Below are 26,407 nucleotides of genomic sequence, written 5' to 3' on the forward strand. Positions count from 1 at the left end.
AGTGGCTCAGGAGGTCGAGGTCAGTCCCGAGTCCGGGGGTCTATCGTGCCGACGCCGTGACGCCTGGACTCTGGCACTCCCGTGTCCGCGCAGAGCGCGAGCCAGATGTCGCGCGGCTCGACTCCGTCGTCAAGCGCCTGCAGCGCCGTGCGGTCCCCGACAGCCCCGAGCACCAGGTCGCGCATCAGGGAGCGCCCGTAGGCGTCACCGAATTCATCGACCACGGCCCTGTCGAACTCGCTCTTGCGCATCCCCCAAGCGTACGCCGACGGCGCCGCAGCTGATGCTGCGACGCCGTCGGTCGCTTCTCTCGACCAGGGGAACCCTGCGAGAGCGTCGCGCTAACGCGTGACGAGTGGCTTGCGAACTCCGAGCAGGAGGTCGTCCGGAACGGTGTCGGGGATGCTCGTGTCGAAGCGTTCGTGGACGGCCAGACGGTCGCCCACTTCGCGATAGATGGTTGAGAGGGGGGTCTCGAGGGCTTCCGCCACCGACGCGAGGATCTCGCTCGAGGCTTCCTTCTGCCCGCGCTCGACCTCACTCAGGTAGCCGAGTGCAACCGAGGCGCGACCCGCGACCTGCCGGAGCGTGTGCCCCTTACGCAGGCGCACATCGCGCAGGACTTCACCGATCTCTTGACGCGCTAGGACCATAGCGGGGTCCTCCTTACTGCCGTATGCCAAGAACTGTAACTTACGAGACTTCGTGGAGACTTCGTCACGCTGAGAACAACCAAGCAAACATCGATGGTATTCCTGAAAGAAAGCCGAATGTTGAGGCGATTCGACTCAACCTTCGAGGAAGCTTCGCTCACGATACCGCGTCAGTGTTCCACGAGCATTTCCAGCACGTTGTGAACGGCTGCCTCGACGGTGGCTCCGCGGACCCGCTGCCGGCTGCCGGCGGGGTCGTCGAGACGGACCAGCGAAGAGAAGTCGAGTTCGACGACCTTGTCGCCGAAGAGCGAGGAGATGCCGATGAAGACCACGCCGGGAGCTCGGCCGGCCTGCGCCTGCGGGCCTGCGACGCCCGTTGTCGAGAGTCCGATGTCGAGGCGCTCGCCACGACCAGCGGCAAGAGCGGTCCGCGCGCCGAGTGCCATGGCGGCGGCGACATCAGGGTCGACCGGTCCCCGCTCGGCCAAGAGGTCCTCGTCGACCCCGAGCAGCGACTGCTTGAGCTCGGTGCGGTAGGCGACGATGCCGCCCGCGAGCGATGCGGAGATGCCAGGGATCTTGACGAGCTCTGCGACGAGTGCGCCTCCGGTGAGGGACTCGGCGACGCCGATGCTGAGGCCGGCCTCGAGCAGCACCCGTCCCAGCTCGATCGTCTGCGGCAGTGCTGGGGTGATTCCGCCGGTCATCGCTGAGTCCCGTCGTCGGCCCGAAGCTCGGGCGTTTTCTTGTTCTGCGGCCGGTAGGCCTGCCAGAGGTAGTCGATCCCGGACCACACGGTGAGGATGAACGCCGCCGACATGAAGACGATGTTGACCCAGTGCACCCAGTCCCCGAAGACGACCCAGAGCGGGAGCAGCGCGAGCGAGATGGCGAACGCCTGGACAAGCGTCTTGAGCTTGCCGCCCCGCCCGGCCGGCAGGACGCGCTTCTTGGCGACCGCCAGTCGCCAGAAGGTGATACCCAGCTCGCGCACGAGGATGATGATCGTCACCCACCACGGGAGCTCGCCGAGCACGGAGAGCATCACCAGCGCGGTGCCGGTGAGTGCCTTGTCGGCGATGGGGTCGAGGAGCTTGCCGAGGTCCGTGATGAGGTTGCGGCTGCGGGCGATGTGCCCGTCAAGGCTGTCGGTCGCGATGGCCACGATGAACAGCACGGCGGCCGCCCAGCGCCAGGCACCATCGGTGTTGCCGTCCAGCAGGAGGAACCACACGAAGACGGGCACCAGCAGGATGCGCGCGATCGTGATGAGGTTCGGCACGCACCAGTTGCTCACCGGCCCGTCGCCTCCACGGAGTATTCGACCGGTCATGGTGCTGCCTCTCGCTAGTCGCGCCCCGTCAGACCCCAGGCGTCTTCGTCGCCGCTCTCGCCTTCGACTTCTTCAAGCCCATCGTATTGGGCGGCGACTGCGTCGAACGACGCGGCCATGCCGTCAGGCTCGGCCAGCGGCACTGCGGCCGCCGGCGCGGCGGCACTCATGGCCGGGTCCTGTCCACGGATGCGCGCGAGAACACCGGGCAGCTCTTCGGCCGTGACGAGCACGTCGCGGGCCTTCGAGCCCTCCGATGGCCCCACGATCTCGCGGGACTCCATCAGGTCCATGAGGCGTCCGGCCTTGGCGAAGCCGACGCGCAGCTTGCGCTGCAGCATCGAGGTCGAGCCGAACTGCGAGTTCACGACGAGCTCCGCCGCCGCGAGCAGCAGCTCGAGGTCGTCCCCGATGTCGGCGTCGATCTCCTTCTTCTCCACGACCTGCGCCACGTCGGCCCGGTACTCGGGCTGCGCCTGACGCTTGACGTGAGCGACGATCTCCATGATCTCTTTGTCGTTGACCCACGCTCCTTGCACTCGAGCGGCCTTGTTCGCCCCAGACGGCAGGAAGAGCGCGTCACCCTGCCCGATGAGCGACTCGGCACCGACCTGGTCGAGGATGACGCGTGAGTCGGTGGAGCTGGTCACGGCGAACGCGAGGCGGCTCGGCACGTTGGCCTTGATGAGTCCCGTGACGACGTCGACGCTCGGACGCTGCGTGGCGAGCACGAGGTGGATTCCCGCGGCGCGGGCGAGCTGGGTGATACGGACGATGGAGTCCTCGACGTCGCGAGGGGCGACCATCATGAGCTCGGCGAGCTCGTCGACCACGACGAGCAGATACGGGTAGGGCTTGAGCTTTCGCTTCGACCCTTCAGGCAGGATGATGCCGCCGGAGCGGATCGCAGCGTTGAAGTCGTCGACGTGCCGGTAGCCGAAGCTCTCCAGATCGTCGTAGCGCATCTCCATCTCCTTCACGACCCACTGCAGCGCCTCCGCTGCCTTCTTGGGGTTCGTGATGATGGGCGTGATGAGGTGGGGGACGCCACTGTACGGGGTCAGCTCGACCCGCTTCGGGTCGACGAGCACCATGCGCACCTCGGCAGGCGTCGCCCGCATCAGGAGCGACACGATCATCGAGTTGACGAAGCTCGACTTTCCGGCTCCCGTGGCACCGGCCACGAGAAGGTGCGGCATCTTCGCGAGGTTGGCGAGCACGAAGCCGCCCTCGACGTCCTTGCCGACGCCGATCGTCATGGGGTGCCTGGCGGCGATCGACTCGGGCGACTGGAGGACGTCACCCAGGGACACGACCTCGCGGTCGGAGTTGGGGATCTCGACGCCGATGGCGCTCTTGCCGGGGATCGGAGACAGGATGCGCACCTGATTGCTCTTGACCGCGTACGCGATGTTGTTCGAGAGCTGCGTGACTCGCTCGACCTTGACGCCGGGGGCCACCTCGACCTCGTAGCGCGTCACCGTCGGGCCCCTCGAGAAGCCGGTCACCTTGGCGTCGACCTTGAACTGAGCGAAGGTGGAGTTCAGCGCTTCCACGATGAGGTCGTTCGCCTCGGTGCGGGCCAGCGCGGGCGCACCCCTGGACAGCATCGACTGCACTGGGAGGCTGTACCCCTGGCCGGACGAGTCGGCGTCGCGGGAGTCCCACTGCTCACCGTCATCATCCGCGGCTGCGGGCGCAGCCTCCGGGGACGGGGTCGTCACGACTGCCGCCGCAGAAGCCGCCGGCGCCCCGAAGAGGTCGGCGAACTCGTCCGGGTCGGTCGGCGTCGAGTCGTCCTGGATGCCGGTCGCGGAGAAGAGGGTGGGATCGGCGACGTCGATGACATCGGTCGCATCGTCCATACGCAGGCCAGGGAGCACCGCGGTGGGCTGCGGTCCGGTGACGGCGTTGTCGGGATCTTCCGAGGTGAGCCCTCGCAGCACGGTCGTCGTCGCCTCGGGATCAATGCGGTGGTGCTCGTGCTTCTTGGTGTCGGCGACCGCCGTCTCGTACGGCTGCTCCTCGTAGTCGACGTCGTCTTCACGGCCGGACTCGTTCCGGCGCCACCAGGGAAGTCGCTCGGCGTCGGCGGAACGCGAGCGGTCGTCGTCACCGAGCAGGCTCTCGTCATCAGCACCGACTGCCTTGCCAGGCTTCGCGGAGCGTGCGTGCGCCGCGGACTCCTCGTCGATGCCGAACATCCACTCCCAGAGCTCGCGCAGTCGAGAGACGACCTTGTGCGGTGGGGTCTTCGTGATGATGAAGACCGAGAGCAGGACAAGCAGGCCGGCGACGATGGCCGCGCCGATCGGGGTGATGATGACCCCGAGGGTGCCACCGAGGAGCCACCCGAACACCCCGCCGCCAAGCGCAAGCGCGGGCATGCCGTTGGCCGGGTCCGGGTTGTCCGCGATGACGTGGCAGATCGCGGAGCTCGAGACCAGGCCGAGGAACAGGCCGACCCCGATGCGTCCGTTGTCGCTGACCGACGAAGGGTGCCGGAACAGCCACAGCGCGAAGAAGGCCAGCACCACCGGAAGGGCATAGGAGATGCGGCCGAAGAGCCCGCCGAAGGTGAAGTCGTTGAGGGCTGTGGCGACGCCGTTGCCCGGGAAGAACCAGACGACCACGCCGCCGATGACCGCGAGCAGGAAGAGCAGGAACGGGAATCCGTCGCGCCGCTGATCCTTCTCAAGCGTCTCGGGCCCCAACGCACGAGCTGTCTGGCCCGCGACGTTCGCCGCTGCCATCCAGGCGCGGGTGGCGATGCCAGGCTTCTCGGTCTCCACCGGAGCCTTGGCAGCTGCCGCGCTCGCCCGCTTCTTGGGCGCGGGGGTTCGCTTCGTGTTGGACGAGGTTGTGGCCATGGTGCCCAAGGTACCTGCGGCCACCGACAGGATCGAGGATGACGCCCCGAGAGCCGCCGAGATCGGCGGCCCCCGGAGCATGACGTCAGGCTTCGATGACCACCGGGATGATCATCGGGTGACGGCGGTGCTTCGTGTTGACCCAGCGGCCGATCGTGCGACGCACGACCTGCGAGAGCTGGTAGGAGTTCGAGTTGCCTGCCTCGACGGCCTCCTTGAGCGCCTTCTGGATGCCGGGGATGATGTCGTCGAAGACAGCCTCATCCGGAGCGAAGCCTCGCGCGTGGATCTCAGGTCCGACGAGGATGTTGCCTGTCGCCGCCTCGACCACGGTGAAGATGGAGATGAATCCTTCTTCAGCGAGGATGCGGCGGTCCTTGAGGTCCGCGTCGGTGATCGTCCCGACGGTCGAGCCGTCGACGTAGATGAAGCCGATGTCGAGCTGGGCGACCTGACGAGCGACGCCGTCCTTCATGTCGATGACGGCACCGTTCTCGACGATCAGCACGTTCTCGTCGGCGATGCCGGACTTCTTCGCGATCTCGGCGTTGGCGACGAGGTGACGGATCTCACCATGCACGGGCATGACCTGACGCGGCTGCAGGATGTTGTAGCAGTAGAGCAGCTCGCCCGCCGCGGCGTGGCCCGAGACGTGGACGTTGGCGTTGGCCTTGTGCACGACGTTCGCGCCGAGCTTGATGAGCGCGTTGATGACGCGGAACACCGAGTTCTCGTTGCCCGGGATGAGGCTCGAGGCGAGGATGACGGTGTCGTCCTCCCCCACCTCGATGGCGTGCGTCTTCGACGCGATGCGACTGAGGACGGCCATCGGCTCGCCCTGCGACCCCGTCGACATGAAGACGATCTCGTTGTCGGGGAGCTTCAGCGCCTTCTTGTGGTCGATGAGCACACCCTGCGGCACGTTGAGGTAGCCGAGCTCGGACGCGATGCCCATGTTGCGCACCATGGAACGCCCCATGAGCGCGACGCGGCGACCGTTGGCCGCCGCCGCGTCGATGACCTGCTGCACGCGGTGCACGTGGCTCGAGAAGCTCGCGACGACGACCTTGCCCTTGGTGCGCGAGATCACGTCCTCGATGACCGGGCCGATGTTGCGCTCCGTCGGCGTGAAGCCCGGAACCTCGGCGTTCGTGGAGTCGGCCATGAAGAGGTCGATGCCCTCTTCGCCGAGTCGCGCGAACGCGCGGAGGTCCGTCAGGCGACCGTCGAGCGGCAGCTGGTCCATCTTGAAGTCGCCCGTGTGGAGCACGGTGCCCGCGTCCGTCGTGATGTGCACGGCGAGCGCATCCGGGATCGAGTGGTTGACGGCCACGAACTCGAGCGAGAACGGGCCGAGCTCCTCGACCTGCCCCTCCGCCACCGTGAGCGTGTACGGCTTGATGCGGTGCTCTTTGAGCTTCGCCTCGACGAGCGCGAGCGTCAGCGTCGAGCCGATGAGTGGGATGTCCGGCTTGAGGCGGAGGATGTACGGCACCGCTCCGATGTGGTCCTCGTGGCCGTGGGTCAGCACGATGCCGACGACGTCGTCCAGACGAGCGCGGATCGAGTCGAAGTCCGGGAGGATCAGGTCGACGCCGGGCTGCGTCTCTTCGGGGAAGAGCACGCCGCAGTCGACGATGAGGATCTTCCCGTCGATCTCGAACGTCGCCATGTTGCGGCCGACCTCGCCCAGGCCTCCGAGCGGGATGATCCGCATGGAGCCTGCAGCGAGCTTGGGAAGGTGTTCGGTCTTTGTCATATGAGCCTTAGAGAAGTCAGCGTTGCCGCTGGTGAGATGGTCGAATCAGCGGGTTGTGCCTGGGATGCGCGGGAGCGCACCACCCGCGGCCGCGTTGCGGTCAGGCCGGAAGTTCGTGAAGCTCGCGCCTTCGACGTCGCGAACCAGGTCGAGCTCGTCCTCGATGAGGGCGGCTTCCCACTCCTCCGGACCGACAAGCGGCAACCGGACTCGCGGGGACTGGATACGGCCGAGGCCGTGCAGGATGTACTTGGTCGCCACGGTGCCCGGAACGTGGGTCATGGTGGCCCGGACGAGCGGCTCGAGGCGCTTGTGCGCATCCGTCGCCGTCCGGAGGTCGCCCGCGTTGACGGCGTCGACCATCGTGCGGTACGGCTGCGACGCGATGTTCGCGGTCACGCCGATGAGGCCGGTCGCGCCGATCGAGAGGAGCGGCAGCGTGTTGGCGTCGTCGCCCGAGAAGTAGAGCAGCTCCGTCTGGTTGAGCACACGCGACACCTGGGCGAGGTCGCCCTTGGCGTCCTTCACCGCGATGATGTTCGGGTGCTTCGCGAGGCGCAGGATCGTCTCGTACGTGATCGGGATGCCGGTGCGGCCCGGGATGTCGTAGAGGATGAGCGGCAGGTCGGTCGCGTCCGCGATCATGCGGAAGTGCGTGAGCACACCCGCCTGCGTCGGCTTGTTGTAGTACGGGGTGACGGCCATGACGCCGTCGGCACCCGCATCCGCCGCCTGCTTCGCGAGCTGGATGGCGTGCGCGGTCTCGTTCGACGGGCCACCGGTGATGATCTTGGCGCGCCCTGCCGAGACCTCCTTGCCGACGACGACGAGCTTGAGCTTCTCGGCGTCGGTGAGCGTCGACGTCTCGCCGGTCGTCCCGGTGACGACGATGCCGTCAGCGCCAGCCGAGATGACGTCGTCGATGTGCTTCTCGACGCCCGCCCAATCGACTTCTCCGTCGTGCGTCATCGGGGTCACGAGTGCGACGAGCACCTGGCCGAAAGGGTTGTCCTGTTCCATCACGTCTCTCAGGCTACTTCCACTAGGTAAAGACTGCGTCTTCTTGCTACTTCTTCTTCTCGACATCGCCGCTCAGGGCGGCGATGAACGCCTCCTGCGGCACTTCCACGCGGCCGACCATCTTCATGCGCTTCTTGCCGGCCTTCTGCTTCTCGAGCAGCTTGCGCTTTCGCGAGATGTCGCCGCCGTAGCACTTGGCCAGCACGTCCTTGCGGATGGCGCGGATGGTCTCGCGGGCGATGATGCGGGCGCCGATCGCTGCCTGGATCGGCACCTCGAACTGCTGGCGCGGGATGAGCTTGCGCAGTCGCTCGGTCATGAGGAGCCCGTAGGCGTACGCCTTGTCCTTGTGGATGACGGCGCTGAACGCGTCGACGCGCTCGCCCTGCAGGAGGATGTCGACCTTCACGAGGTCGGCGACCTGGTCGCCCATGGGCTCGTAGTCGAGGGAGGCGTACCCCTGCGTCCGGCTCTTCAGCTGGTCGAAGAAGTCGAACACGATCTCGCCGAGCGGCATCGAGTAGCGCAGCTCGACGCGCTCCTCGCTGAGGTAGTCCATGCTGATGAGCGTTCCGCGCTTGCCCTCGCAGAGCTCCATGATCTTGCCGACGTAGTCCTTCGGCGCGAGGATCGCCGCGCGCATCATCGGCTCCCGCACCTCGAGGATCTTGCCCTCCGGGTACTCGCTCGGGTTCGTGACCGTGTGGAGCTGCTTGTCCTCCGTCTTGACCTCGTAGACGACCGACGGCGCGGTCGTGATGAGGTCGAGGTCGAACTCGCGCATGAGGCGCTCGGTGACGATCTCCAGGTGGAGGAGGCCGAGGAAGCCGACGCGGAAGCTGAAGCCGAGCGCGACGGACGTCTCCGGCTCGTAGTTGAGGGCGGCGTCGGAGAGCTTGAGCTTGTCAAGCGCCTCACGCAGCTCCGGGTAGTCGCCGGCGTCGATCGGGTAGAGGCCGGAGAAGACCATGGGCTTCGGCTCGGTGTAACCGGGCAGCGGGTCCTCGGACGGCCGCGTGCTTCCCGTGACGGTGTCGCCGACCTTCGAGAGACGGACGTCCTTGACGCCCGTGATGAGATAGCCGACCTCGCCGACGCCGAGGCCCTTGGCCACGGTAGGCTCTGGCGACGAGACGCCGATCTCGAGCATCTCGTGTGTGGAGCCGGTCGACATCATCTTGATCTTGTCGCGGGCCTTGAGCTCGCCGTCGACGACACGGACGTAGGTGACGACGCCGCGGTAGGCGTCGTAGACCGAGTCGAAGATCATCGCGCGGGCCGGTGCATCCGCCACCCCGACGGGGGCTGGGACGCGCTCGACGACTCGGTCGAGGAGCTCCTCGACGCCCATGCCCGTCTTGCCGCTCACTCGCAGCACGTCGTCGGGGTCGCCGCCGATGAGGTTCGCGATCTCGGCCGCGAAACGGTCGGGGTCGGCGGCAGGCAGGTCGATCTTGTTGAGGACCGGGATGATCTCCAGGTCGTTCTCCATCGCCAGGTACAGGTTCGCGAGCGTCTGGGCCTCGATGCCCTGCGCGGCGTCCACAAGAAGGATGGCGCCCTCGCAGGCGGCGAGCGAGCGGGAGACCTCGTACGAGAAGTCGACGTGGCCGGGCGTGTCGATCATGTTCAGCGCGAAGGTGTCGCCCTCGACGGCCCACGGCATGCGCACGGCCTGGCTCTTGATCGTGATGCCGCGCTCGCGCTCGATGTCCATGCGGTCGAGGTACTGTGCACGCATGGCGCGCTCATCGACGGAGCCCGTGAGCTGCAGCATCCGGTCGGCCAAGGTGGACTTGCCATGGTCGATGTGGGCGATGATGCAGAAATTGCGGATCCGGGCGGGGTCGGTCTGAGCCGGCTCGAGCGGAGTGGAGGCGCGTGGTGACATGGTGTCGCCTATCCTCCCATGAGCCGCGAGTCCGCCGCTCATCGCCCGGTGATCGCGCGCGCTGCCAGCGGCACGCACCGCCCGAGAACGCCCAGGAAGGCACCACTGCATGAGTCTCATCCGCCTCAACGACGTCGAGGTCGGCTTCGGCCCCTCCCCCGTACTCAAGGAGGTCTTCCTCACGCTCGACCGGGGCGACCGCATCGGGCTCATCGGCCAGAACGGCTCGGGGAAGTCGACGCTCCTCAAGCTCATCCTCGAGCAGGTCTCGCCCGACAACGGGACCGTGTCGATCGACGACGGCGTGCGCATCGGCTACTTCTCGCAGTTCTCCGAGCTCGACGGCTCCTCGACGATCCTCGAGACGCTCGAGACGCTCTTCGCTCACGTCCACGAGATGGAGGCGGAGCTCGCGCAGATCGACGCCGCCATCGCGGCCGAACCGGACGCCGACTCGCTCGACCGCCTCATTCTGCGTCAGTCCGAGCTCTTCGAGGAGATGGACCGGGCGGACGGCTGGGACTACAAGCGCCACATCGACACCGCCCTCACGAAGCTCGGCTTCAACGACGACCACCGCACGAGCCCCATCGAGAAGCTCTCCGGCGGCTGGCGCAACCGCGCGGCCCTTGCCAAGCTCCTGCTCGAGCAGCCAGACGTGCTGCTGCTCGACGAGCCCACGAACTTCCTCGACGTCGCCGGCGTCGAATGGCTCGAGACGTGGTTCCGCTCGTTCCGCGGCGCCGCGATCATCGTGTCGCACGACCGCACGTTCCTGGATGCAGTGGTCACGCGCATCCTCGAGGTCGAGAACCTGCACCTGCACGAGTACCCGGGTGACTTCGGCGAGTACGTCATCCAGAAGCAGTTCAGACTCAAGACCCTCCAGGCGCAGTTCGTGCACGAGGCGGAGCTGCTCGCCTTCGAGGCCGAGGGCATCTCCGACCGGCGCGAGGCCGCGAAGGCGGGCGGCAAGGGGCTCGGCAAGCGCCTCTCGAGCATCAAGAAGAAGCGCGCGCCGCGGCCGGTCGACGAGATCGTCACCGAGATCTACGGCTCACTGCACGTCAAGGATGTGCTCGCGCGCGTCTCCGGCCTCGGCAAGAGCTACGGCGAGCACACGCTCTTCGACGACGTCACCCTCGAAGTGCACCGCGGCGACCGCATCGCGGTCATCGGCCCGAACGGCAGCGGCAAGTCGACGCTTCTGCGCGTGCTCACGGGCGAGGAGAAGGCCGATACCGGGCGGGTCGACTGGCCGAACGGCGTCAAGGTCGTCTCCTACAACCAGGTGCTCGCCGAGCTCGACGAGTCGGACACCGTCTCGCACTCGGTCAACGCCATGCCGGACAGCATCGCGCTCCGAGCCACGAAGAAGTCCGTAGCCCGGTTCCTCAGCATGTTCCGCTTCAGCGAGGCGGAGCTGAAGTCCCGGATCGGGACCCTCTCCGGTGGCCAGCGCGCCAGAGTCGCGATGGCCCAGTGCCTGCTCTCCGGCGCCTCCGTGCTCGTGCTCGACGAGCCGACCAACCACCTCGACCTGCCGAGCACGCAGGTCATGGAGCGCGCGCTCGTGCACTTCCCCGGCGCCGTCATCGTCGTCAGCCACGACCGGTTCTTCATCGACAAGGTCGCGACCGGTACGGTCGTGTTCGGCACCAAGACGGATGCGCCAGCCGAGCTCGAGATCACCATCGCGGATCCGGCATAACCACTGCCGGGTACCGACGTCGCCTGAAGCCTGGTAGAGTTTCTGTTTGGCTTACGCGTCGCCCACTCGGCGCGGATTGGCGGCACGGCCCTCTTCCGTGCGGCACCGTTCCAGTACACCTTCCTGTAAGAAAGAAGCAACGTGGCAAATATCAAGTCGCAGATCAAGCGCATCGGCACCAACCGCAAGGCGACCGAGCGCAACCGCGCTTACAAGAGCGAACTCCGCACGGCTATCCGTCGCGTGCGTTCGGCTGTCTCCGAGGGCAACAAGGAGCAGGCTGAGCTCGCGCTCACCTTCGCTGCCAAGAAGCTCGACAAGGCCGTCTCCAAGGGCGTCATCCACAAGAACCAGGCAGCGAACCGCAAGTCGGCCATCGCCAAGACGGTCGCAGCGCTCTAAGCCTCCCGTCATGCCGACATCGACCCCCGCATCCTCGTCCGAGGTGCGGGGGTCGATTCGTCGTATCGCCCTGCTGCAGAGCATCAACCTCGGTCAGCACCGGAAGCTCCCGATGGCGGACCTCAAGGCCGCGCTCGAGGCCGCCGGGCACACCGGTCTCGCGACGATCCTGCAGACGGGCAACGTGCTGTTCAACGCTCCGCCAGCGAAGTCGAACGCCGAACTCGAGACGAGGCTCCGCGCAGAGATAACGGCTGCCTTCGACCTCGACGTGCCGGCGCTCGTGCGCGACGCGGACGAGTGGCGAGCGGTGGTCGAGCTGGACCCGTTCAGGCATCTCGACCCGCATCCGAGCCGCTACGTCGTCGTGTTCTGCGCGGAGCCACCGGAGGAGCGCGTCGCGGCCGCGCTCGAGGGCGTCGACCTCGAGGACGACCGCTGGGCCGTGCACGGTCGCGAGATCTACGTCTCCTGCCCCAACGGGCAGATCCAGTCGCCCGTGCTGCAGCGCCTCGGCCGGCCGAAGAGCTCGGACCCGTCGAGCGGACCGGCCACGGTCCGCACCTGGGGCACCGTGCTGCGGATCGCCGCGAAGCTCTAGGGGCCGCCTCTCGGGCCTGCCCTGGGGCGACGGTCCGGCCTCGTGACCAACTTGCGTGCTCAGGGTCACGCCGCAGAGCGCTGTTGGCCCGCGGGCACGGTTCGATCACGGAAGCTGGTCAGCCGAAGCCGGCCAGGGTACGCGGATGCGGTCAGACGTCGCGAAGTGCGATGCAGCGGAGCATCCGCTCCACGGCGAACTGCGGGTCCTTGCCTCCGCCCTTGACGGCGTGGTCGGTCTCGGCGACGAGCGTGATGGCGCGTCCGAGCGACGAGTCATCCCAGTCGCGCAGCTCACGACGGGCCTGGCCGACTTGCCAGGGGGATGCCCCGGCACGGCTTGCGATCTGAGCGTCCGACCCGCTGAGGCCCTGCACCTTCGCCATGATGCGCAGCTTCGAGGCGACGGCCGAGACGATGGGCACGGGGTGCAGTCCGGTCGAGAACCCGTGCCGGACAAGCGCGAGCGCGTCGCGGACTCGCCCCGCGAGCGCCGCATCCGCGATCTTGAAGCCGGTCGTCTCGACGCGGCCTCCGAAGTACTTGTCGACGTGCTCGTCGGTGATGGTGTCGCTGGTGACCGTCAAGAGCTGACGGGCGGCTCCGATGAGCTCGGCGAGGTCGGTGTTGAAGGCGGCGACGAGCAGCGCGGCCGCCTGCGGCTCGATGCGACGGCCGGCGCCGCGGACCTCGGCGACGACGACGTCGACGAGCTCGCTCGGCTTCGGCTTCTGGCAGTCGATCTCAACGGCGACGTCCTTGGCGGCGCGGACCGCGTCGAGAAGCTTCTTGCCGCGGACTCCCCCGCCGTGCCTGAGCACCAGCGTTGCGCCGTCCACGGGGATCTTCGTGTAGTCGACGACGTCTGCGATGAGCGCGTCGGTGCACTGCTGCACACCGCGGATGATGACGAGGCGCGGCTCGAAGAACAGCGACGGGCTCACGAGCGTGGTGAGGTAGCCGCTCGAGTAGCCCGAGGCGTCGATCTCGGTGATCTCGAGATCGGGCGACTCGGCGCGGAGCACATCACGCAGCCGCGTGATCGCGGTCTCGGCGAAATAGTCTTCTGGGCCGCTGACGAGGACGATGCCAGCCGGCCGCACCTCGCGATGGGTGAGGACGGGGATCGCCCTCTTGGGGGTGCTCGCCCGCTTCGCCTGTGCCATGGGTCAATGGTAGCGACGACCGGTCCGGGCTCGGGACCAAGCGCTCCGGTGCCAGCGCGGTCGAAGCCTCGTGCGTGCGACCGTCTCGATCCCGGCGACCACCGGCTCGTCCAGACCGCCGCCGGCCCCGACCGTGCCCCCGACCACGATGGTGCCGAGCTCGTCGGTGCGCAGCGGCTGCGTGCCAGCTGCGGTGAGCATCGCGAGCGCGGCATCCGTCGGATGCCCGTAGCCGTTGTCGGCGCCGACCGAGACGAGCCCGATCGACGAGCCGAGCTCCTGGTACAGCTTGGCGCTCTGGTCACGCGAACCGTGGTGCGCCATCTTGACGATGTCGGCTCGCGGATGCGGGTGCTCGCGAAGGAGGTCGCGCTGCGCCTCCTCCCCCAGGTCGCCGAGGGCCGCCAGGGACAGGCAGACGGACACGCACGCCGTCGTCGGCTCGAGCACCGTCACTAGGCTGCCATCGTTGCCACCCCCGCTTGACGGCTCTCCACTCCGTCCACGCTTTGGCCAGAGCGCGTTCCAGGTGAGGTCGCCGAGTGCCCACGAGTCGCCGCTCGCCGCGTACGTGACCTGAGCCCCGGATGCGCGGAGGTCCGCGACGAGCGGCTCCTCCCGGGCCTCGCTCGTGTCAGGGACGACCAGCACCGCGACGGTGACTCCAGACTCGACCATCGCCATCGCGGCCCCGGTGTGGTCCAGATCGAAGTGCGACAGCACCAGCATCGACAGGTGGCCGACGCCGAGCGTCTCGAAGCAGGACAGCAGCGCCTCGGGCTCGGCACCGGTGTCGATGAGCGCCGTCCCGGTATCCGTGCGCACGAGCAGCGCATCCCCCTGGCCGATGTCGCACGCCGCGTACCGCCAGTTGCTCGGGATGCTCCGCCTCAGGTGGACAGCCTGCCCCACGAGTGTGCCGAGGTAGGCGACGAGGGCCACGCAGAGCAGGAGCGCGAGCCACGTTCGCCAGCGCTGGATGAGCAAGACGAGCGCGAGGACCGCGAGAAGGCAGAGGAGCGCGCCGAGAAGACCGCCTGGCCACGGGAGGAGGGCGTCCGGCCAGGAGCTGACCGCGCCGGCCACGAGCCCGATCCACTGGGCCGGGACCCACGCCGCCCAGAGCAGTGCATGACCCAGCCAAGGAGCGAGCCCGAGCAGGAGACAGCCGACGAGACCGATGAGTGTCGCGGCGGGCGCGGCCGGGGCGGCGAGCACGTTCGCGACAACGCCGTAGAGCGGGAGCTGTGGCGCGAGGAGCAGGAGGACGGGCTGACAGGCGAGCTGCGCCGCTGCCGGCACCGCGAGGACCAGGGAAAGAGCTCGGGGCATGAACCTCGCGAGGCGGTCGCTCATCGGACTCGCGAGGGTCAGCAGCCCCAGCGTCGCGAGCGCCGAGAGCGCGAAACCGTAATCGCGGCTGCGCCACGGATCTGCCACGAGCACGGTGAGGACCGCGAGTGAGAGCAGCGCGAGCCCGCTCGCGCGACGAGACGTGGCCTCGAGCGCCAACACGACGCCCGCCATGACGCTGGCCCTGACGACGCTCCCCTCCGGTGTCACGAGTGCCACGAAGGCAGCGAGGACCACCGAGGCGAGAGCCAGTCTCACCCCGCGCCTGGCTCCCAGCAGGCGCCCGACCACCAGCACGGCAGCGACGACGATGGCGCAGTTCGCGCCGGAGACGGCGGTGAGGTGCGTGAGGGCGGCGGCCTTCATCTGGGCGTCGAGCTCGTGCGTCACGAGGCGGGTGTCTCCGACCGAGAGACCGGGCAGCAGCTGCGCACCCGGCCCCGGCAGCCCTCGCGCAGCGTCCACGAACGCATCCCGCGCGCCCGCGGTGACCTTGAGGAGCCCGCCGGGGCTCTGCACGACCTCGGCGGGACCGTCGAGGAAGACCATGGCTGCCACGCCGTCACCTGCCTCCGCCGGACCCAGTTCGCCGTGCAGCGCGATCCGCGACCCGATTCCGGGGATGCGCGCGTCCGCGCCCTCCGGCATGCTCAGCTGACCGAAGACGAGCAGCGAGGCCCCACCCCCTCCGGAGCTGCCCGCAGCCGTGAACGAGTCGAGGAGCACCTCGAAGTGCGGTGCTTCCTCGAGCTGCACCCCGGCCCAGTCGCCGCGCTGCTCACGGTCGTCGACCCCGCTCTCACCCACGAGGGTTGTGAGCGTCCCAGTCGCGCGGAGCGTCGCCCCCTCGGCCGCTGCGGCCCGCAGCGTCTCAGGCGCTCGGACGGGGAGCTGGGCAGCAGCGCTCACCGCCACGAGCGTCATCGCCGCGGCCAGGACAGCCAGGGTCGCCAGCACCCCGCTCGAGGAGGTCGATCCGGGCTGACAGACGAGCGCCGCCGCCAGGCAGCAGAGGGCGAGGAGCGCCGCCCCGACCGTGATCGCCCAGGCGGTCCCTGGGAACGTCACGCACAGCCAGGCCACACCCCAGACAGCGCTCGCCGCAGGGACGAGTCGAGCATCCCTGATGCCGAGGCGCTCGGCCTGCAGAGGAGGCAGAAGCGCACCGCTCTGCGCCGGGTCTCGCTCGACGCCGCCGCTCTTCACACCGTGACCAGGTCGACGAGACCCTCATAGGTCGCGTCGCCGACGCCCGCGACCTCCTTCAGCTCTTCGACGGCCGTGAACCCGCCGTTCTGCTCGCGGAAGTCGATGATGCGGGCCGCCATCGCCGGCCCGATACGAGGCAGTTCCTCGAGCTCTGCCGCCGTCGCCGTGTTCAGATTCACGACCCCGCCCGCGGCGGGGCCTCCCCCCGCGCCCGGCGGCTCGGCACCCGCCCCGACCGGCGCCACAGGGGCCTCGCCGACGCGAGGGATGTGCAGCTGCTCGCCGTCGACCAGCAGGCGAGCCATGTTGAGGAGCGAGGGGTCGGCGTCGGCCGCCAGACCTCCGGCGGCGGCGATGCCGTCGACCACGCGTGCGCCTGGCGGAACCTCATAGACGCCAGGGGCCCCGACCGCCCCGACGACGTGCACCAGCAGCGTCTCGGTGGTCGCCCCCTCGCTGCCAGCGGGCGCCTCCGTCGAGTCGAGCTCGAAGCTGGCCGACGGAGATGGCACTCCGACAGCTCCCAGGCTCGGCGTCGGCCGGAACGCGGCGATCGCGATCGCCCCCGCGAGCACGACGAGCACGAGCACGACCGCGGCGCCCACCCCGATCCGCAGGCGCGGTCGGGGCGGACGCTCGAAGAGGTCGGCCAGCTCGGATTCGGACACGCTCGCACGCTACGACCGCTCGGGCATCCTGGTGCCTTCGAAGTCGCATCCTGTGGAGAGCTGATTCCCCTCAGCGGACATGTCTGCAGAGTCGCCGAGCGACTCGTGACCGACTCTCGGGATGGCTTTCTCGCTTCGGGATGGGAAACAAACCATCCCGAAGCGAGAAAGCCATCCCGAGATGGAGGAAGGAGTCGGAGTGAGGAAGGCGGTCAGACGCGCAGACGCGCCCCCGCTCGGGTGAGCGGGGCGCGTCGGGCGCCTCTCAGCAGGGGGCTTGCTACCCCTTCACGGCGATGTTCACGAGCTTCGGGGCCCGAACGATGATCTTGACGATCTCGCGCCCGTCGATGGCGGCCTGCACCTTCGGCGACGAGATCGCGAGCTGCTCGAGCGACGCCTCGTCGATGGTCGGGGGCACGTCGAGGCGGTGCTTCACCTTGCCGTTGACCTGGACGACTGCCGTCACCTGGTCCTGCGTGAGCAGCGAGCGGGCGGCCGTCGGCCACTTGACGTGCGAGATGCTGCCCTCGTGGCCGAGGCGCTCCCACATGTCCTCCGCCGTGTGCGGTGCGTACATGTCGAGCACGACCGCAATGGCTTCCGCGGCCTCGCGCACGGCGGGGTCGGCCGGGCCTGCGCCCGAGTCGATGGCCTTGCGGGTGGCGTTGGTGAGCTCCATGAGCCGCGCGATGACGACGTTGAACTTGAACCCGCTCGCGAGCTGCGGGACGTCGGCGAGGAACCGGTGCGTCTCGCGACGCAGGCCCCGGTCGCCCTCACCGAAGTCGACGCCGAGGGGGCTCGTGACCTCGCCGGAGATGCGCCAGGCGCGCGCGAGGAACTTGCCGGAGCCCGCGACCGACACGTCGGCCCAGTCGACGTCGTCCTCCGGCGGGCTCGCGAAGAGCATCGTCAGGCGGACGGCGTCGACGCCGTACTGGTCGAGCTCCGCCGAGAGGCTCACGACGTTGCCCTTCGACTTCGACATCTTCTTGCCGTCCATGACGACCATGCCCTGGTTGAGCAGCGCGGAGAACGGCTCCGTGAAGTCGACGTGCCCGAGGTCGTAGAGCACCTTCGTGATGAAGCGCGCGTAGAGCAGGTGCAGGATGGCGTGCTCGACGCCGCCCACGTACTGGTCGACGGGCGCCCAGCTCGAGGCGGTCTTCTCGTCGAAGGCCGCGAGCTCGTTGTTCGGCGACAGGAAGCGCAGGAAGTACCAGGAGCTGTCGACGAACGTGTCCATGGTGTCCGTGTCGCGCAGCATGGGCTCGCCCGTCTCGGGGTCGACCGTGTTCACCCAGTCGGTGGCGCCGCCCAGCGGCGAGGCGCCCTTGGGTCGCAGGTCGAGGCCCTCGGCCTCGGGCAGGCGCACGGGCAGCTGGTCGAGCGGCACGGGCACCTCCTTGCCGTTCTCGCCGTGCAGGATCGGGATGGGCGTGCCCCAGTAGCGCTGGCGGGAGATCAGCCAGTCGCGCAGCCGGTAGTTCTTGGCGGCGCGCCCCGTGCCGCGCTCGTCGAGGAGCTCGATGGCGGCCTGGATGCCCGAGCGCTTCGAGAGCCCGTCGAGCGGCCCCGAGTTGGTGAGTCGGCCGTCGCCGGACAGCGCCTCGCCCGTCTTTGCGGGGTGCAGGTCCTCGAACTCTGGCATTGAGCCGTCTTCGGGGATGATCGGGATGACGCCCGTGACGGCCTGCGTGACGTCGACGACCACCTTGACCGGCAGGTCGAAGGCGCGCGCGAAGTCGAGGTCGCGCTGGTCGTGCGCGGGCACGGCCATGATCGCGCCGGTTCCGTAGTCGGCGAGCACGTAGTCGGCCGCCCAGATCGGCAGGCGCTCGCCGCTCAGGGGGTTGATGGCGAAGCGCCCGAGGTCGACGCCCGTCTTCGGGCGGTCGCTCGACTGGCGGTCGATGGAGTCGAGCGCGCGCGTGTCGGCAAGGTACTTCGCGAAGCGCTCGCGCACCTCGTCGCTCGCGCCTTCGGCCAGCTCTGCGGCGAGGTCGGAGTCCGGAGCGACGACCATGAAAGTCGCGCCGTAGAGCGTGTCTGGTCGCGTGGTGAAGACCGTGACGGGCTCATCCCGGCCCTCGACGACGAAGTCGACGTCCGCACCGAGCGAGCGCCCGATCCAGTTGCGCTGCATCGTGATGACCTTCTGCGGCCAGTGACCCTCGAGCTGGTTGAGGTCGTCGATGAGCCGGTCTGCGTAGTCGGTGATCTTGAAGTACCACTGGTTGAGCTTCTTCTTCACGACGATCGCGTCGCAGCGCTCGCAGTGCCCGTCGATGACCTGCTCGTTGGCCAGCACGGTCTGGTCGTTCGGGCACCAGTTCACGTCGGAGTACTTGCGGTAGGCGAGGCCCCGCTCGTACATCTGCAGGAACAGCCACTGGTTCCAGCGGTAGTACTCGGGGTCGGAGGTGTGGATGACGCGGTTCCAGTCGAAGGACGCCGCGTAGCGCTTCATGGAGGCGCGTTGCTGCCCGATGTTCTCGTAGGTCCAGTCCTTGGGGTCGCCGCCGTTCTTGATGGCGGCGTTCTCGGCGGGCAGGCCGAAGGAGTCCCAGCCGATGGGGTGCAGGACATTGAAGCCCTGGTGTCGCCAGTAGCGCGCGACGGCGTCGCCGAGCGCGTACTGCTCAGCGTGGCCCATGTGCAGGTCACCGGAGGGGTACGGGAACATGTCGAGGACGTACTTGCGCGGGCGGTCGTCGCCCGCGAGGTTCGTCGCGAAAGGCTGAAGCTGATCCCATTCAGCCGACCACTTCGCCTCGAGAGCCTTGAAGTCGTAGTCCTGGGGCTCAGCGCCTGTCGCTTCGGTCACAGATTTCCTCTTCCATTTTCTTGCAGGTCGCTCGGCGGTGAGGAGATCTCATCGCGTTGCCGGTTGCTGCACGGAGGGTGGGTCTCGCCGCGAGCGACGGGATTCCCGCGAAGCACGGGGCTCTTCGCGTTGCACACCAACGCCCAAGACTACTCGCAGCCGAGGCGAAGCGCGCGAGTCACGAGGGATGGGTCGACGGGGGTGTGCGAGATGATCACGACCGAGCGTTCGGCACCGGATGCGTCGAGCAGCTCAGCCACGAGCCGGTCGGCGAGCGCAGGGTCGACGTTGGCGGTCGGCTCGTCGAGCACGAGCACCGGGAAGTCTGCCAGGATGCCGCGCGCGAGGGCGATGCGCTGCGCCTGCCCGCCGGACACGAGCGAGCCGTGCTCGCCGACTCTGGCCTCGAGTCCGCCCCGCTCTTCGAGCCATGCTCCGAGCCCCACTCGGCGGAGGACGGCCTCGAGTTCGGCGTCGTCGGCGTCCGGCTTCGCGAACAGCAGGTTCTGTCTGACGGTCTCGTCGAAGATGTGGGGCCGCTGCTCGACGAGTCCGACGACTCCGCGCACCTGCGCGGGCGCGTACTCCTTCGCCTCGACGCCGTTGAGCTGGTACGAGCCCTCGTAGTCCAGGAACCGGACGAGCACGTTGGCGAGCGTCGTCTTGCCGGCACCAGACTCGCCTTCGACGAGCAGCCGGTCGCCGGGTGCCAGTTCGAGGGAGATCTCGCGGATCGCGGGCTCGGGGTCGCCGGGCCAGAACGCGGAGACGCCGTCGAGTGCCAGCGTCACCGGTCGGGTCGGCCCCTGGCGCGGTTCCGGAAGCAACTGGGCGTCCGGCAGGCTCTTCGGTGCATCCCCCGGTGCCACGTCGGCGACACGAACCGCGCTCGCCCTGACCTGACGCCAGGCGGCCACCGCCTGGGGCACCTGCGCGAAGATCTCGAAGAGGGCCATCGGCACGAGTGCGATGAGGGTGAGCATGGGCGCGAGCAGGGTGCCGTCGACCGTCGGGTTGATGCCGACGGCGAGGGCGCCGGCCGTCGCGAAGCCCGAGAAGAGCATCACGGACCCTGCGACCGCACCGCTGCCCCTGGCGCGGGAGACCAGCGCGTCGCGCAGGCGCGCGTCTGCCGCGTCGACCTCCGCGAGCTTCGCGTCGAGGGCTCCGTAGGCCTCGAGCGTCTCGAAGTTGGAGACGGTCTCGTAGATGCGGTCGTTGAGCGCCGCGCGCAGCGGCGCGGCCTCCCGGTCGGCGCGGCCGGAGATTGCCAGGTTCGTCGTTGTCGCGACGATGCCAGCCAGCAGGAGGCAGAGCGCGAGCACGATCGCTGCGGGCGCGCTCACGAGCCAGATGCCGACGACGGCGAGCGTCGACGTGAGCCCCGCGATGATGAGGGGCTGCGCGACTCGGAGCGGCAGGAACTGCAGCTCGTCGACGTCGCTCACGAGCCGGGTCAGCAGGTCGCCGCGACGATGCGTGGCGAGGCCGGCGGGTGCGAGCGGGATGAGCCGCTCGAGCACCCCGACGCGCAGTTCCGCGAGCTGCCGGAAGGAGGCGTCGTGTCCGAGCAGCCGTTCGACGTAGCGGAAGACCGCACGCCCGATGGCGAACGCGCGGACTCCCACGATGGCGATGCCGAGCAGCAGGATGTGGATGATCTCCGAGGCCCGCGTGAGCAGGTAGGCGCTCGTGGCGAGGAGGGCCACGGCGCAGATGGCGCTCAGGAGCCCCATCGCGATGGACGGCCACAGGCGACGCGCAGACGGCATGGCGAGGCGCAGGATCCGGCGCTCATCGGCGGACGGGCGCTCCTGGAGACGGGTCATGAGCTGACCACCGCATCGATGCGTTCGACGGCGTGGACGGAGTCCGCGGACGCGACGAGCGCTCGCCGGTGGCTGACGACGAGGACGACGCGCCCTTCGTCGGCGAGGGCCCGGAACGCCGCCGCGATGCGACGCTCGGTCTCGGCGTCGAGCGCCGAGCTCGGCTCGTCGAACAGCACGACAGGGCAGTCGAGGCGACGCGCTCGCAACAGCGTGCGGGCGAGGGCGACGCGCTGGGACTGCCCGCCGGAGAGACCCGCGCCGGCGACGCCGAGCATCCGATCTGCGTCAAGGGACGCGAGGCCAGCGGCGCTGAGCGCGGCGCGCACCTCTTCCGGGCTCGCGTCCGGTTGACCGAGGGCCACGTTCTCGGCGACGCTTCCTTCGATCAGCGACGGCGACTGGCCCATCCACGCGATGGCCGCCCGACGCGCCTCACCGGTCAGGTGCTCGCCGCCGACACTCACGGAGCCGACCGAGTCGACCGTGCCACGCACGACGGCGAGCAGCGTCGACTTGCCCGCGCCAGAGGGGCCGACGATCGCCGTCACTTCCCCAGCCGGGGCGACGAGGCTGTGATGCCGCAGCACGGACCGACCCTCGTAGCCGGCAGTGACATCGTTGAGCACGAGGTCTCCCAGGGTTCTGCCCGGGCCCGGGCGTCCCGCGTCGGATGCACCCCGCGCAGCGGTCTGCGAATCACCGGGGGCCGCGTCGGCCTCCTCGATCACCGCGAACACGTCCTCGGACGCCGCGACGCCATCGGCCGCCGCGTGGAACTGGGCGCCGACCTGGCGCAGCGGAAGGTACACCTCAGGCGCGAGCAGCAGCACGAAGAGTCCCACCTCGAGCGACATCTCACGGTTGATGAGCTGGATGCCGATCGTGACGGCGATGAGCGCCACCGAGAGGCTCGCGAGGAGCTCGAGCGCGAACCCGGACATGAACGAGAGGCGGAGGACCTTCATCGTCGCGACCCGGTAGTCGTCGGTGACCTGTCGTATACGCGTGGGCTGCCGCTCGGCTCTGCCGAAGATCTTGAGCGTCGAGAGCCCCTCGACGACCTCCAGGAACCCCGTCGCCAGCGTCGAGAGCGCCGACCACTGCCGCTGCTGCACCTTCTGCGTCGCCCACCCGATGAGGATCATGAAGACGGGGATGAGCGGCAGGGTGATGATGACGGTGATGGCGGAGGGGAGGTCCCAGATCGCCATGACGACGATCAGCACGGGCGCTGCGATGGCCGTCAGGATGAGCTGTGGAAGGTACTTCGAGAAGTAGGTGTCGAGGGCGCCGAGCCCCGGTCCGGCAAGTGTCGTGAGCCGGGAGCTCGACGTGCTGGCCAGCCAGGCCGGGCCGAGCTTCGCGATGGATGCCAGCAGCTTCGAGCGCAGCTCGCTCTTCACCTTCGCCGCAGCCCGAGCGGAGACCGCCTCCATGCCCCAGGTCGCGGCGCTGCGCGCTGCGATGACCGCGAGCAGCGCCCCGAACCAGGGCAGGAGCTCGTTGACGCGCTCGCCTGCGATCGCCGACACGATGAGGTGGGTGACCAGCCAGGCGAAGCCGATGACGGATGCCGTCTGCACGACCCCGAGGGCCGCGCCGAGCACGAAGAAGCTTCGTGCCGACGCGGCGTGGCTCAGGAGTCGGGGGTCGAGGGGTTTCACAGGCTAGGCGGCCACGGCCGCTGGCTCCTTGGGCGCTTCTCCCGTGATCATGGTGCGGCTGATGCGCTTCCGGAAGACCCAGAAGGTCCACGCCTGGTACCCCAGCACGAACGGCACGATGATGAGCGCGGCCCAGCTCATGATCGTCAGCGTGTAGTCGCTGGAGGAGCCGTTGATGATCGTCAGCGGGTTGGCCGGGTCGAGCGTGTTCGGGATGAGGTTGGGGAAGAGCGACGCGAACAGCGTGAGCACGGCCGTGGCCACCGTCAGAGCACCGAGCGCGAAGGCGATGCCGTCGCGACGCAGCAGCGTGCCGACGTACGAGCCGACGAACGCGAGCACGGCGACCATCGCGAGCATCATGCCCGCGATCGAGAAGTTCGCGGTGACCGTCCAGCCGAGGAACGTGATCGCGAGCACCGCGACGAGCACGCCTACCTTCAGGGCGAGCGCGCGAGCACGGTCGAGGATCTCCCCCTCGGTCTTCCTCGTGATGAACACCAGCCCATGGTAGAAGAACAGCGTGAGCGTCGTGAGCCCGCCGAGCAGCGCATAGGGGTTCAGCAGGTCGAAGAACGAGCCGACGTAGTTGAAGTTCTCATCGAGCGCTAGCCCCTGGGTGATGTTCGCGAACGCGACGCCCCAGAGGAAGGCGGGCACGATCGAGCCGACGAAGATCATCCAGTCGAACCATCTCGTCCATTCGACGCCCTTGCCCTGGTGCCGGTACTCGAACGAGACCCCTCGGACGATGAGCGCCAGCAGGATGAGCAGCAGGGGCAGGTAGAAGCCGGAGAAGATCGTCGCGTACCACTCGGGGAACGATGCGAACAGCACGGCCCCGGCGACGATCACCCACGTCTCGTTGAGGTCCCAGATCGGGCCGATCGTGTTGATGAGCACTCGCCGGTCGGTGTCGTCCTTGCCGATGAACGGGAGGGCGATGCCGACGCCGAAGTCGAAGCCGTCGAGCACGAAGTACCCGATGAAGAAGAACGCGACAATCCAGAACCAGAGGACGGGCAGATCCATCAGTAGACGCTCGCTTTCACCTTGACATCGGCAACGTCGTCGACGGTGCCATCGGCATTCGAATCGAAACTCGGCGGCTCGGACTGAGCCGCCTTCAGCAGCAGCTTCACCTCGACGATCGCGAGGATCGCGTAGACGACCGTGAACGCGATGAGCGAGATGAGCACGCTCAGGCCGCTCACGTTCGGGGAGACTCCGGACTCGGTCTTGAGCAGCCCGAACACCAGCCAGGGCTGGCGTCCCATCTCGGTGAAGATCCATCCGACCGTGATGCCCAGCGTCGGGAACAGGACGGTGAGGATCGCGACGTTGAACATCCACTTCCTCGGCGGGTTCTTCGCCTTCTTGCGCGTCACCCAGAGGCCGGCCATGGCGACCGCGATGGACGCCATGCCGAAGCCCATCATCCAGCGGAAGGACCAGTACGTGACCCAGATGATCGGCGCGTAGTCGCCCGGACCGTAGAGCGCCGTGTACTGCGCCTGCAGATCGTTGATGCCCTCGACCGTTCCGTCGAACGTGTGCGTCGACAGGAACGAGAGGAGGTAGGGGATGCGGATGGAGAAGAGCTCGGACGAGCCGTCCGGGGTTCCCCATGTGAAGACCGAGAAGGATGCGTCCGCGCCGGTGGCAGTCGTGTACAGAGCCTCGGCGGCCGCCATCTTCATGGGCTGCGCCTCGACCATGGCGAGGCCGAGCTGGTCGCCGCTGAGCATGGTGCCGACGCCGCCGACGAGCATGAACCAGAGGCCGAACTTGAGGGCGGGCCACATGACGTCGTGGTTCTGGTCGCGCTTGAGGTGCCACGCGGCGGTCGCGATGATGATGGCCGCTCCCACCATGAGCGAGGCGAAGATCGTGTGCGGCAGCGCGGCGAGCGCAACCGGGTTGGTCAGCACGGCACCGAAGTCGACGAGTTCAGCTCGCCCGTTGGCCTCGTTCATCTCGTACCCGACCGGGTTCTGCATGAACGCGTTGGCGGCCAGGATGAAGTAGGCCGAGGTCCACGTTCCGATCATGGTCATCCAGATGGTGGCGAGGTGCAGCTTCGGCGGCAGCTTGTCCCAGCCGAAGATCCACAACCCGATGAAGGTCGCCTCGAGGAAGAACGCCACGAGTCCTTCGAACGCGAGCGGGGCCCCGAACACGTCGCCGACGAAACGCGAGTAGTCAGACCAGTTCATGCCGAACTGGAACTCCTGCACGATGCCGGTCACGACGCCCATGGCGAAGTTGATGAGGAACATCTTGCCGAAGAGCTTCGTGAGTCGCAGGTACGTGACCTTGCCCGTGCGCACCCATGCCGTCTGCCAGATCGCGATGGCGAGGACCAGGCCCAGCGTGACGGGCACGAAGAGGAAGTGGTAGATCGTCGTGACACCGAACTGCCACCGCGCGAGAATGAGTGGATCCAGCAGGGCGTCCACGGGGCCTCCTGATGCGTCTCGGGTTGGGCGCGAGGCCCTGGAAGCGCAGCGCGATTCCTGAACTCGATGGTACGCCGACTTCTCCTACATCTTGTCGAATAGGAGCCCCTAAGTTGGCGCCCTTCCTCTCCGCGACCAGGCTTTTCTACATTATGTAGTAAGTGTAACGAAACGGTAACGGTGGAGAATCCCCAGAGACGCCAAACTTCTGGCTCTAGAGTCGCGGACATGAATGCGGGGACGAGATCATGAACGAGCTGATCGAGACCGCCCTCGAGTACATCGAATCCGTGCCTCCCGTCTGGCGGATCGTGCTGGTGGGCGTCGCGATCCTGCTCGAGACCAGCGTGCTCATCGGGCTCATCGTTCCCGGCGAGACCGTCCTGCTCGCACTCAGCACGGGCATAGACGCCCCGCTCCCCTGGGTCCTGACGATCGCCGCGTCGATCGTCGGTGCGCTGCTCGGCGAGTCCTTCGGGTTCTGGCTCGGCCGCACGTTCGGACCACGGATCCGCGCCTCGCGAGTGGGCCGTTGGCTCGGAGACGAGCGCTGGCAGCGAGCAGAGCTCCTCATCCAGCGTCGCGGCGGCCCCGCGGTCCTCATCTCTCGATTCCTCCCGGTCCTGCACTCCCTCGTGCCGCTCACCGCAGGCATGGGCGGCATGCGCTACCGACGATTCCTCGCCTGGACCATTCCGGCCTGCGTCATCTGGTCGACCGCCTACGTGAGTGCCGCAGCTGGGGCGTCGGCCGGCTTCAGGGAGCTCTCCTCGTCGCTGCACTGGGCCGGCTACCTCTTCGTCGGCGTCATCGTCGTGTTCCTCTTCATCATGTGGCTCGTGAAGCGATCCATCGGGAAGGTCATGAACCGCGACCTCGACGAGGCGACAGCTCGAGCAGCCGACGAGCAGGCCGGGCCGGATGGCGGCAACACGGACGCGGACAACTCAGACGCCGAGACCGCCGGCGTGCGAGGATGAGCGG

20 protein-coding genes are annotated in these 26,407 nt (G+C 68.1%); 4 read left to right on the forward strand and 16 right to left on the reverse strand.

Translation table 11 applies throughout. The features are described 5' to 3' along the window. Nucleotides 1-20: 20 nt before the first annotated feature. From ABVF28_RS01715 to lepA, 8 genes are all read right to left on the reverse strand, one after another. Complete coding sequence (locus tag ABVF28_RS01715; RefSeq protein WP_104311509.1) at nucleotides 21-251, reverse strand: DUF3046 domain-containing protein; 231 nt, start codon at nucleotides 249-251, stop codon at nucleotides 21-23. Nucleotides 252-341: 90 nt separating this feature from the next. Further along, nucleotides 342-653 (reverse strand): helix-turn-helix domain-containing protein, encoded by a 312-nt coding sequence (locus tag ABVF28_RS01720; protein WP_104253024.1) that lies wholly within the window; start codon nucleotides 651-653, stop codon nucleotides 342-344. A gap of 170 nt (nucleotides 654-823) precedes the next feature. Next, on the reverse strand, nucleotides 824-1,363 hold the full coding sequence (locus ABVF28_RS01725) for a CinA family protein (protein WP_371029263.1): 540 nt from the start codon (nucleotides 1,361-1,363) through the stop codon (nucleotides 824-826). Next, nucleotides 1,360-1,989, reverse strand: a complete 630-nt coding sequence (gene pgsA, locus ABVF28_RS01730; protein WP_179557558.1) for a CDP-diacylglycerol--glycerol-3-phosphate 3-phosphatidyltransferase — start codon at nucleotides 1,987-1,989, stop codon at nucleotides 1,360-1,362. Before pgsA ends, ABVF28_RS01725 begins: the two co-directional genes overlap by 4 nt. 14 nt (nucleotides 1,990-2,003) lie before the next feature. Further along, nucleotides 2,004-4,859 (reverse strand): DNA translocase FtsK 4TM domain-containing protein, encoded by a 2,856-nt coding sequence (locus ABVF28_RS01735; protein ID WP_371029264.1) that lies wholly within the window; start codon nucleotides 4,857-4,859, stop codon nucleotides 2,004-2,006. Nucleotides 4,860-4,944: 85 nt separating this feature from the next. Then, complete coding sequence (locus ABVF28_RS01740) at nucleotides 4,945-6,618, reverse strand: ribonuclease J (RefSeq protein ID WP_104311506.1); 1,674 nt, start codon at nucleotides 6,616-6,618, stop codon at nucleotides 4,945-4,947. Nucleotides 6,619-6,663: 45 nt separating this feature from the next. After that, nucleotides 6,664-7,638, reverse strand: coding sequence for a 4-hydroxy-tetrahydrodipicolinate synthase (gene dapA / locus ABVF28_RS01745; protein ID WP_371029409.1), 975 nt, complete (start codon nucleotides 7,636-7,638; stop codon nucleotides 6,664-6,666). A gap of 46 nt (nucleotides 7,639-7,684) precedes the next feature. Continuing rightward, complete coding sequence (gene lepA, locus ABVF28_RS01750; RefSeq protein WP_371029265.1) at nucleotides 7,685-9,529, reverse strand: translation elongation factor 4; 1,845 nt, start codon at nucleotides 9,527-9,529, stop codon at nucleotides 7,685-7,687. 109 nt (nucleotides 9,530-9,638) lie between these two features. Between lepA and ABVF28_RS01755 the strand changes: the two genes are divergently transcribed. From ABVF28_RS01755 to ABVF28_RS01765, 3 genes are all read left to right on the forward strand, one after another. Then, nucleotides 9,639-11,240: an ABC-F family ATP-binding cassette domain-containing protein gene (locus tag ABVF28_RS01755; RefSeq protein WP_371029266.1), complete on the forward strand. Its 1,602-nt coding sequence runs from the start codon at nucleotides 9,639-9,641 to the stop codon at nucleotides 11,238-11,240. Nucleotides 11,241-11,381: 141 nt separating this feature from the next. Further along, complete coding sequence (gene rpsT / locus ABVF28_RS01760) at nucleotides 11,382-11,642, forward strand: 30S ribosomal protein S20 (RefSeq protein ID WP_068493103.1); 261 nt, start codon at nucleotides 11,382-11,384, stop codon at nucleotides 11,640-11,642. Between the two features lie 10 nt (nucleotides 11,643-11,652). Further along, nucleotides 11,653-12,243, forward strand: coding sequence for a DUF1697 domain-containing protein (locus tag ABVF28_RS01765; RefSeq protein ID WP_371029267.1), 591 nt, complete (start codon nucleotides 11,653-11,655; stop codon nucleotides 12,241-12,243). A gap of 151 nt (nucleotides 12,244-12,394) precedes the next feature. Here the strand turns inward: ABVF28_RS01765 and holA are convergent, their stop codons facing one another. The 8 genes from holA to ABVF28_RS01805 form a co-directional block, all read right to left on the reverse strand. After that, entirely contained in the window at nucleotides 12,395-13,408 is a 1,014-nt protein-coding gene (gene holA / locus ABVF28_RS01770) for a DNA polymerase III subunit delta (RefSeq protein ID WP_104311502.1), read from the reverse strand. A 3-nt stretch (nucleotides 13,409-13,411) separates the two neighbouring features. Further along, complete coding sequence (locus ABVF28_RS01775) at nucleotides 13,412-15,967, reverse strand: ComEC/Rec2 family competence protein (protein WP_371029268.1); 2,556 nt, start codon at nucleotides 15,965-15,967, stop codon at nucleotides 13,412-13,414. After that, nucleotides 15,964-16,638 carry a ComEA family DNA-binding protein gene (locus ABVF28_RS01780; protein ID WP_307852834.1) on the reverse strand — a complete coding sequence of 225 codons (675 nt, stop codon included), beginning with the start codon at nucleotides 16,636-16,638 and terminating at the stop codon, nucleotides 15,964-15,966. Before ABVF28_RS01780 ends, ABVF28_RS01775 begins: the two co-directional genes overlap by 4 nt. Nucleotides 16,639-16,918: 280 nt before the next feature. Continuing rightward, complete coding sequence (gene leuS, locus ABVF28_RS01785) at nucleotides 16,919-19,468, reverse strand: leucine--tRNA ligase (protein ID WP_211891574.1); 2,550 nt, start codon at nucleotides 19,466-19,468, stop codon at nucleotides 16,919-16,921. A 149-nt stretch (nucleotides 19,469-19,617) separates the two neighbouring features. Continuing rightward, nucleotides 19,618-21,297 carry a thiol reductant ABC exporter subunit CydC gene (cydC, locus tag ABVF28_RS01790; protein WP_371029269.1) on the reverse strand — a complete coding sequence of 560 codons (1,680 nt, stop codon included), beginning with the start codon at nucleotides 21,295-21,297 and terminating at the stop codon, nucleotides 19,618-19,620. Next, a complete protein-coding gene (gene cydD, locus ABVF28_RS01795) occupies nucleotides 21,294-22,964 on the reverse strand; it encodes a thiol reductant ABC exporter subunit CydD (RefSeq protein WP_371029270.1) in 1,671 nt (556 codons plus the stop codon). Before cydD ends, cydC begins: the two co-directional genes overlap by 4 nt. A 3-nt stretch (nucleotides 22,965-22,967) precedes the next feature. Then, nucleotides 22,968-23,996: a cytochrome d ubiquinol oxidase subunit II gene (gene cydB, locus ABVF28_RS01800; RefSeq protein ID WP_371029271.1), complete on the reverse strand. Its 1,029-nt coding sequence runs from the start codon at nucleotides 23,994-23,996 to the stop codon at nucleotides 22,968-22,970. Next, the gene (locus ABVF28_RS01805; RefSeq protein ID WP_104311496.1) at nucleotides 23,996-25,423 is read right to left on the reverse strand and encodes a cytochrome ubiquinol oxidase subunit I; all 1,428 of its coding nucleotides are present in this window, start codon (nucleotides 25,421-25,423) and stop codon (nucleotides 23,996-23,998) included. Before ABVF28_RS01805 ends, cydB begins: the two co-directional genes overlap by 1 nt. A 248-nt stretch (nucleotides 25,424-25,671) precedes the next feature. Between ABVF28_RS01805 and ABVF28_RS01810 the strand changes: the two genes are divergently transcribed. Continuing rightward, on the forward strand, nucleotides 25,672-26,403 hold the full coding sequence (locus ABVF28_RS01810) for a DedA family protein (RefSeq protein WP_104311495.1): 732 nt from the start codon (nucleotides 25,672-25,674) through the stop codon (nucleotides 26,401-26,403). Nucleotides 26,404-26,407: the final 4 nt, after the last annotated feature.

The sequence above is a fragment of the Pseudoclavibacter sp. JSM 162008 genome, assembly GCF_041366455.1.
In the GTDB taxonomy this organism is placed as follows: Bacteria; Actinomycetota; Actinomycetes; order Actinomycetales; family Microbacteriaceae; genus Pseudoclavibacter.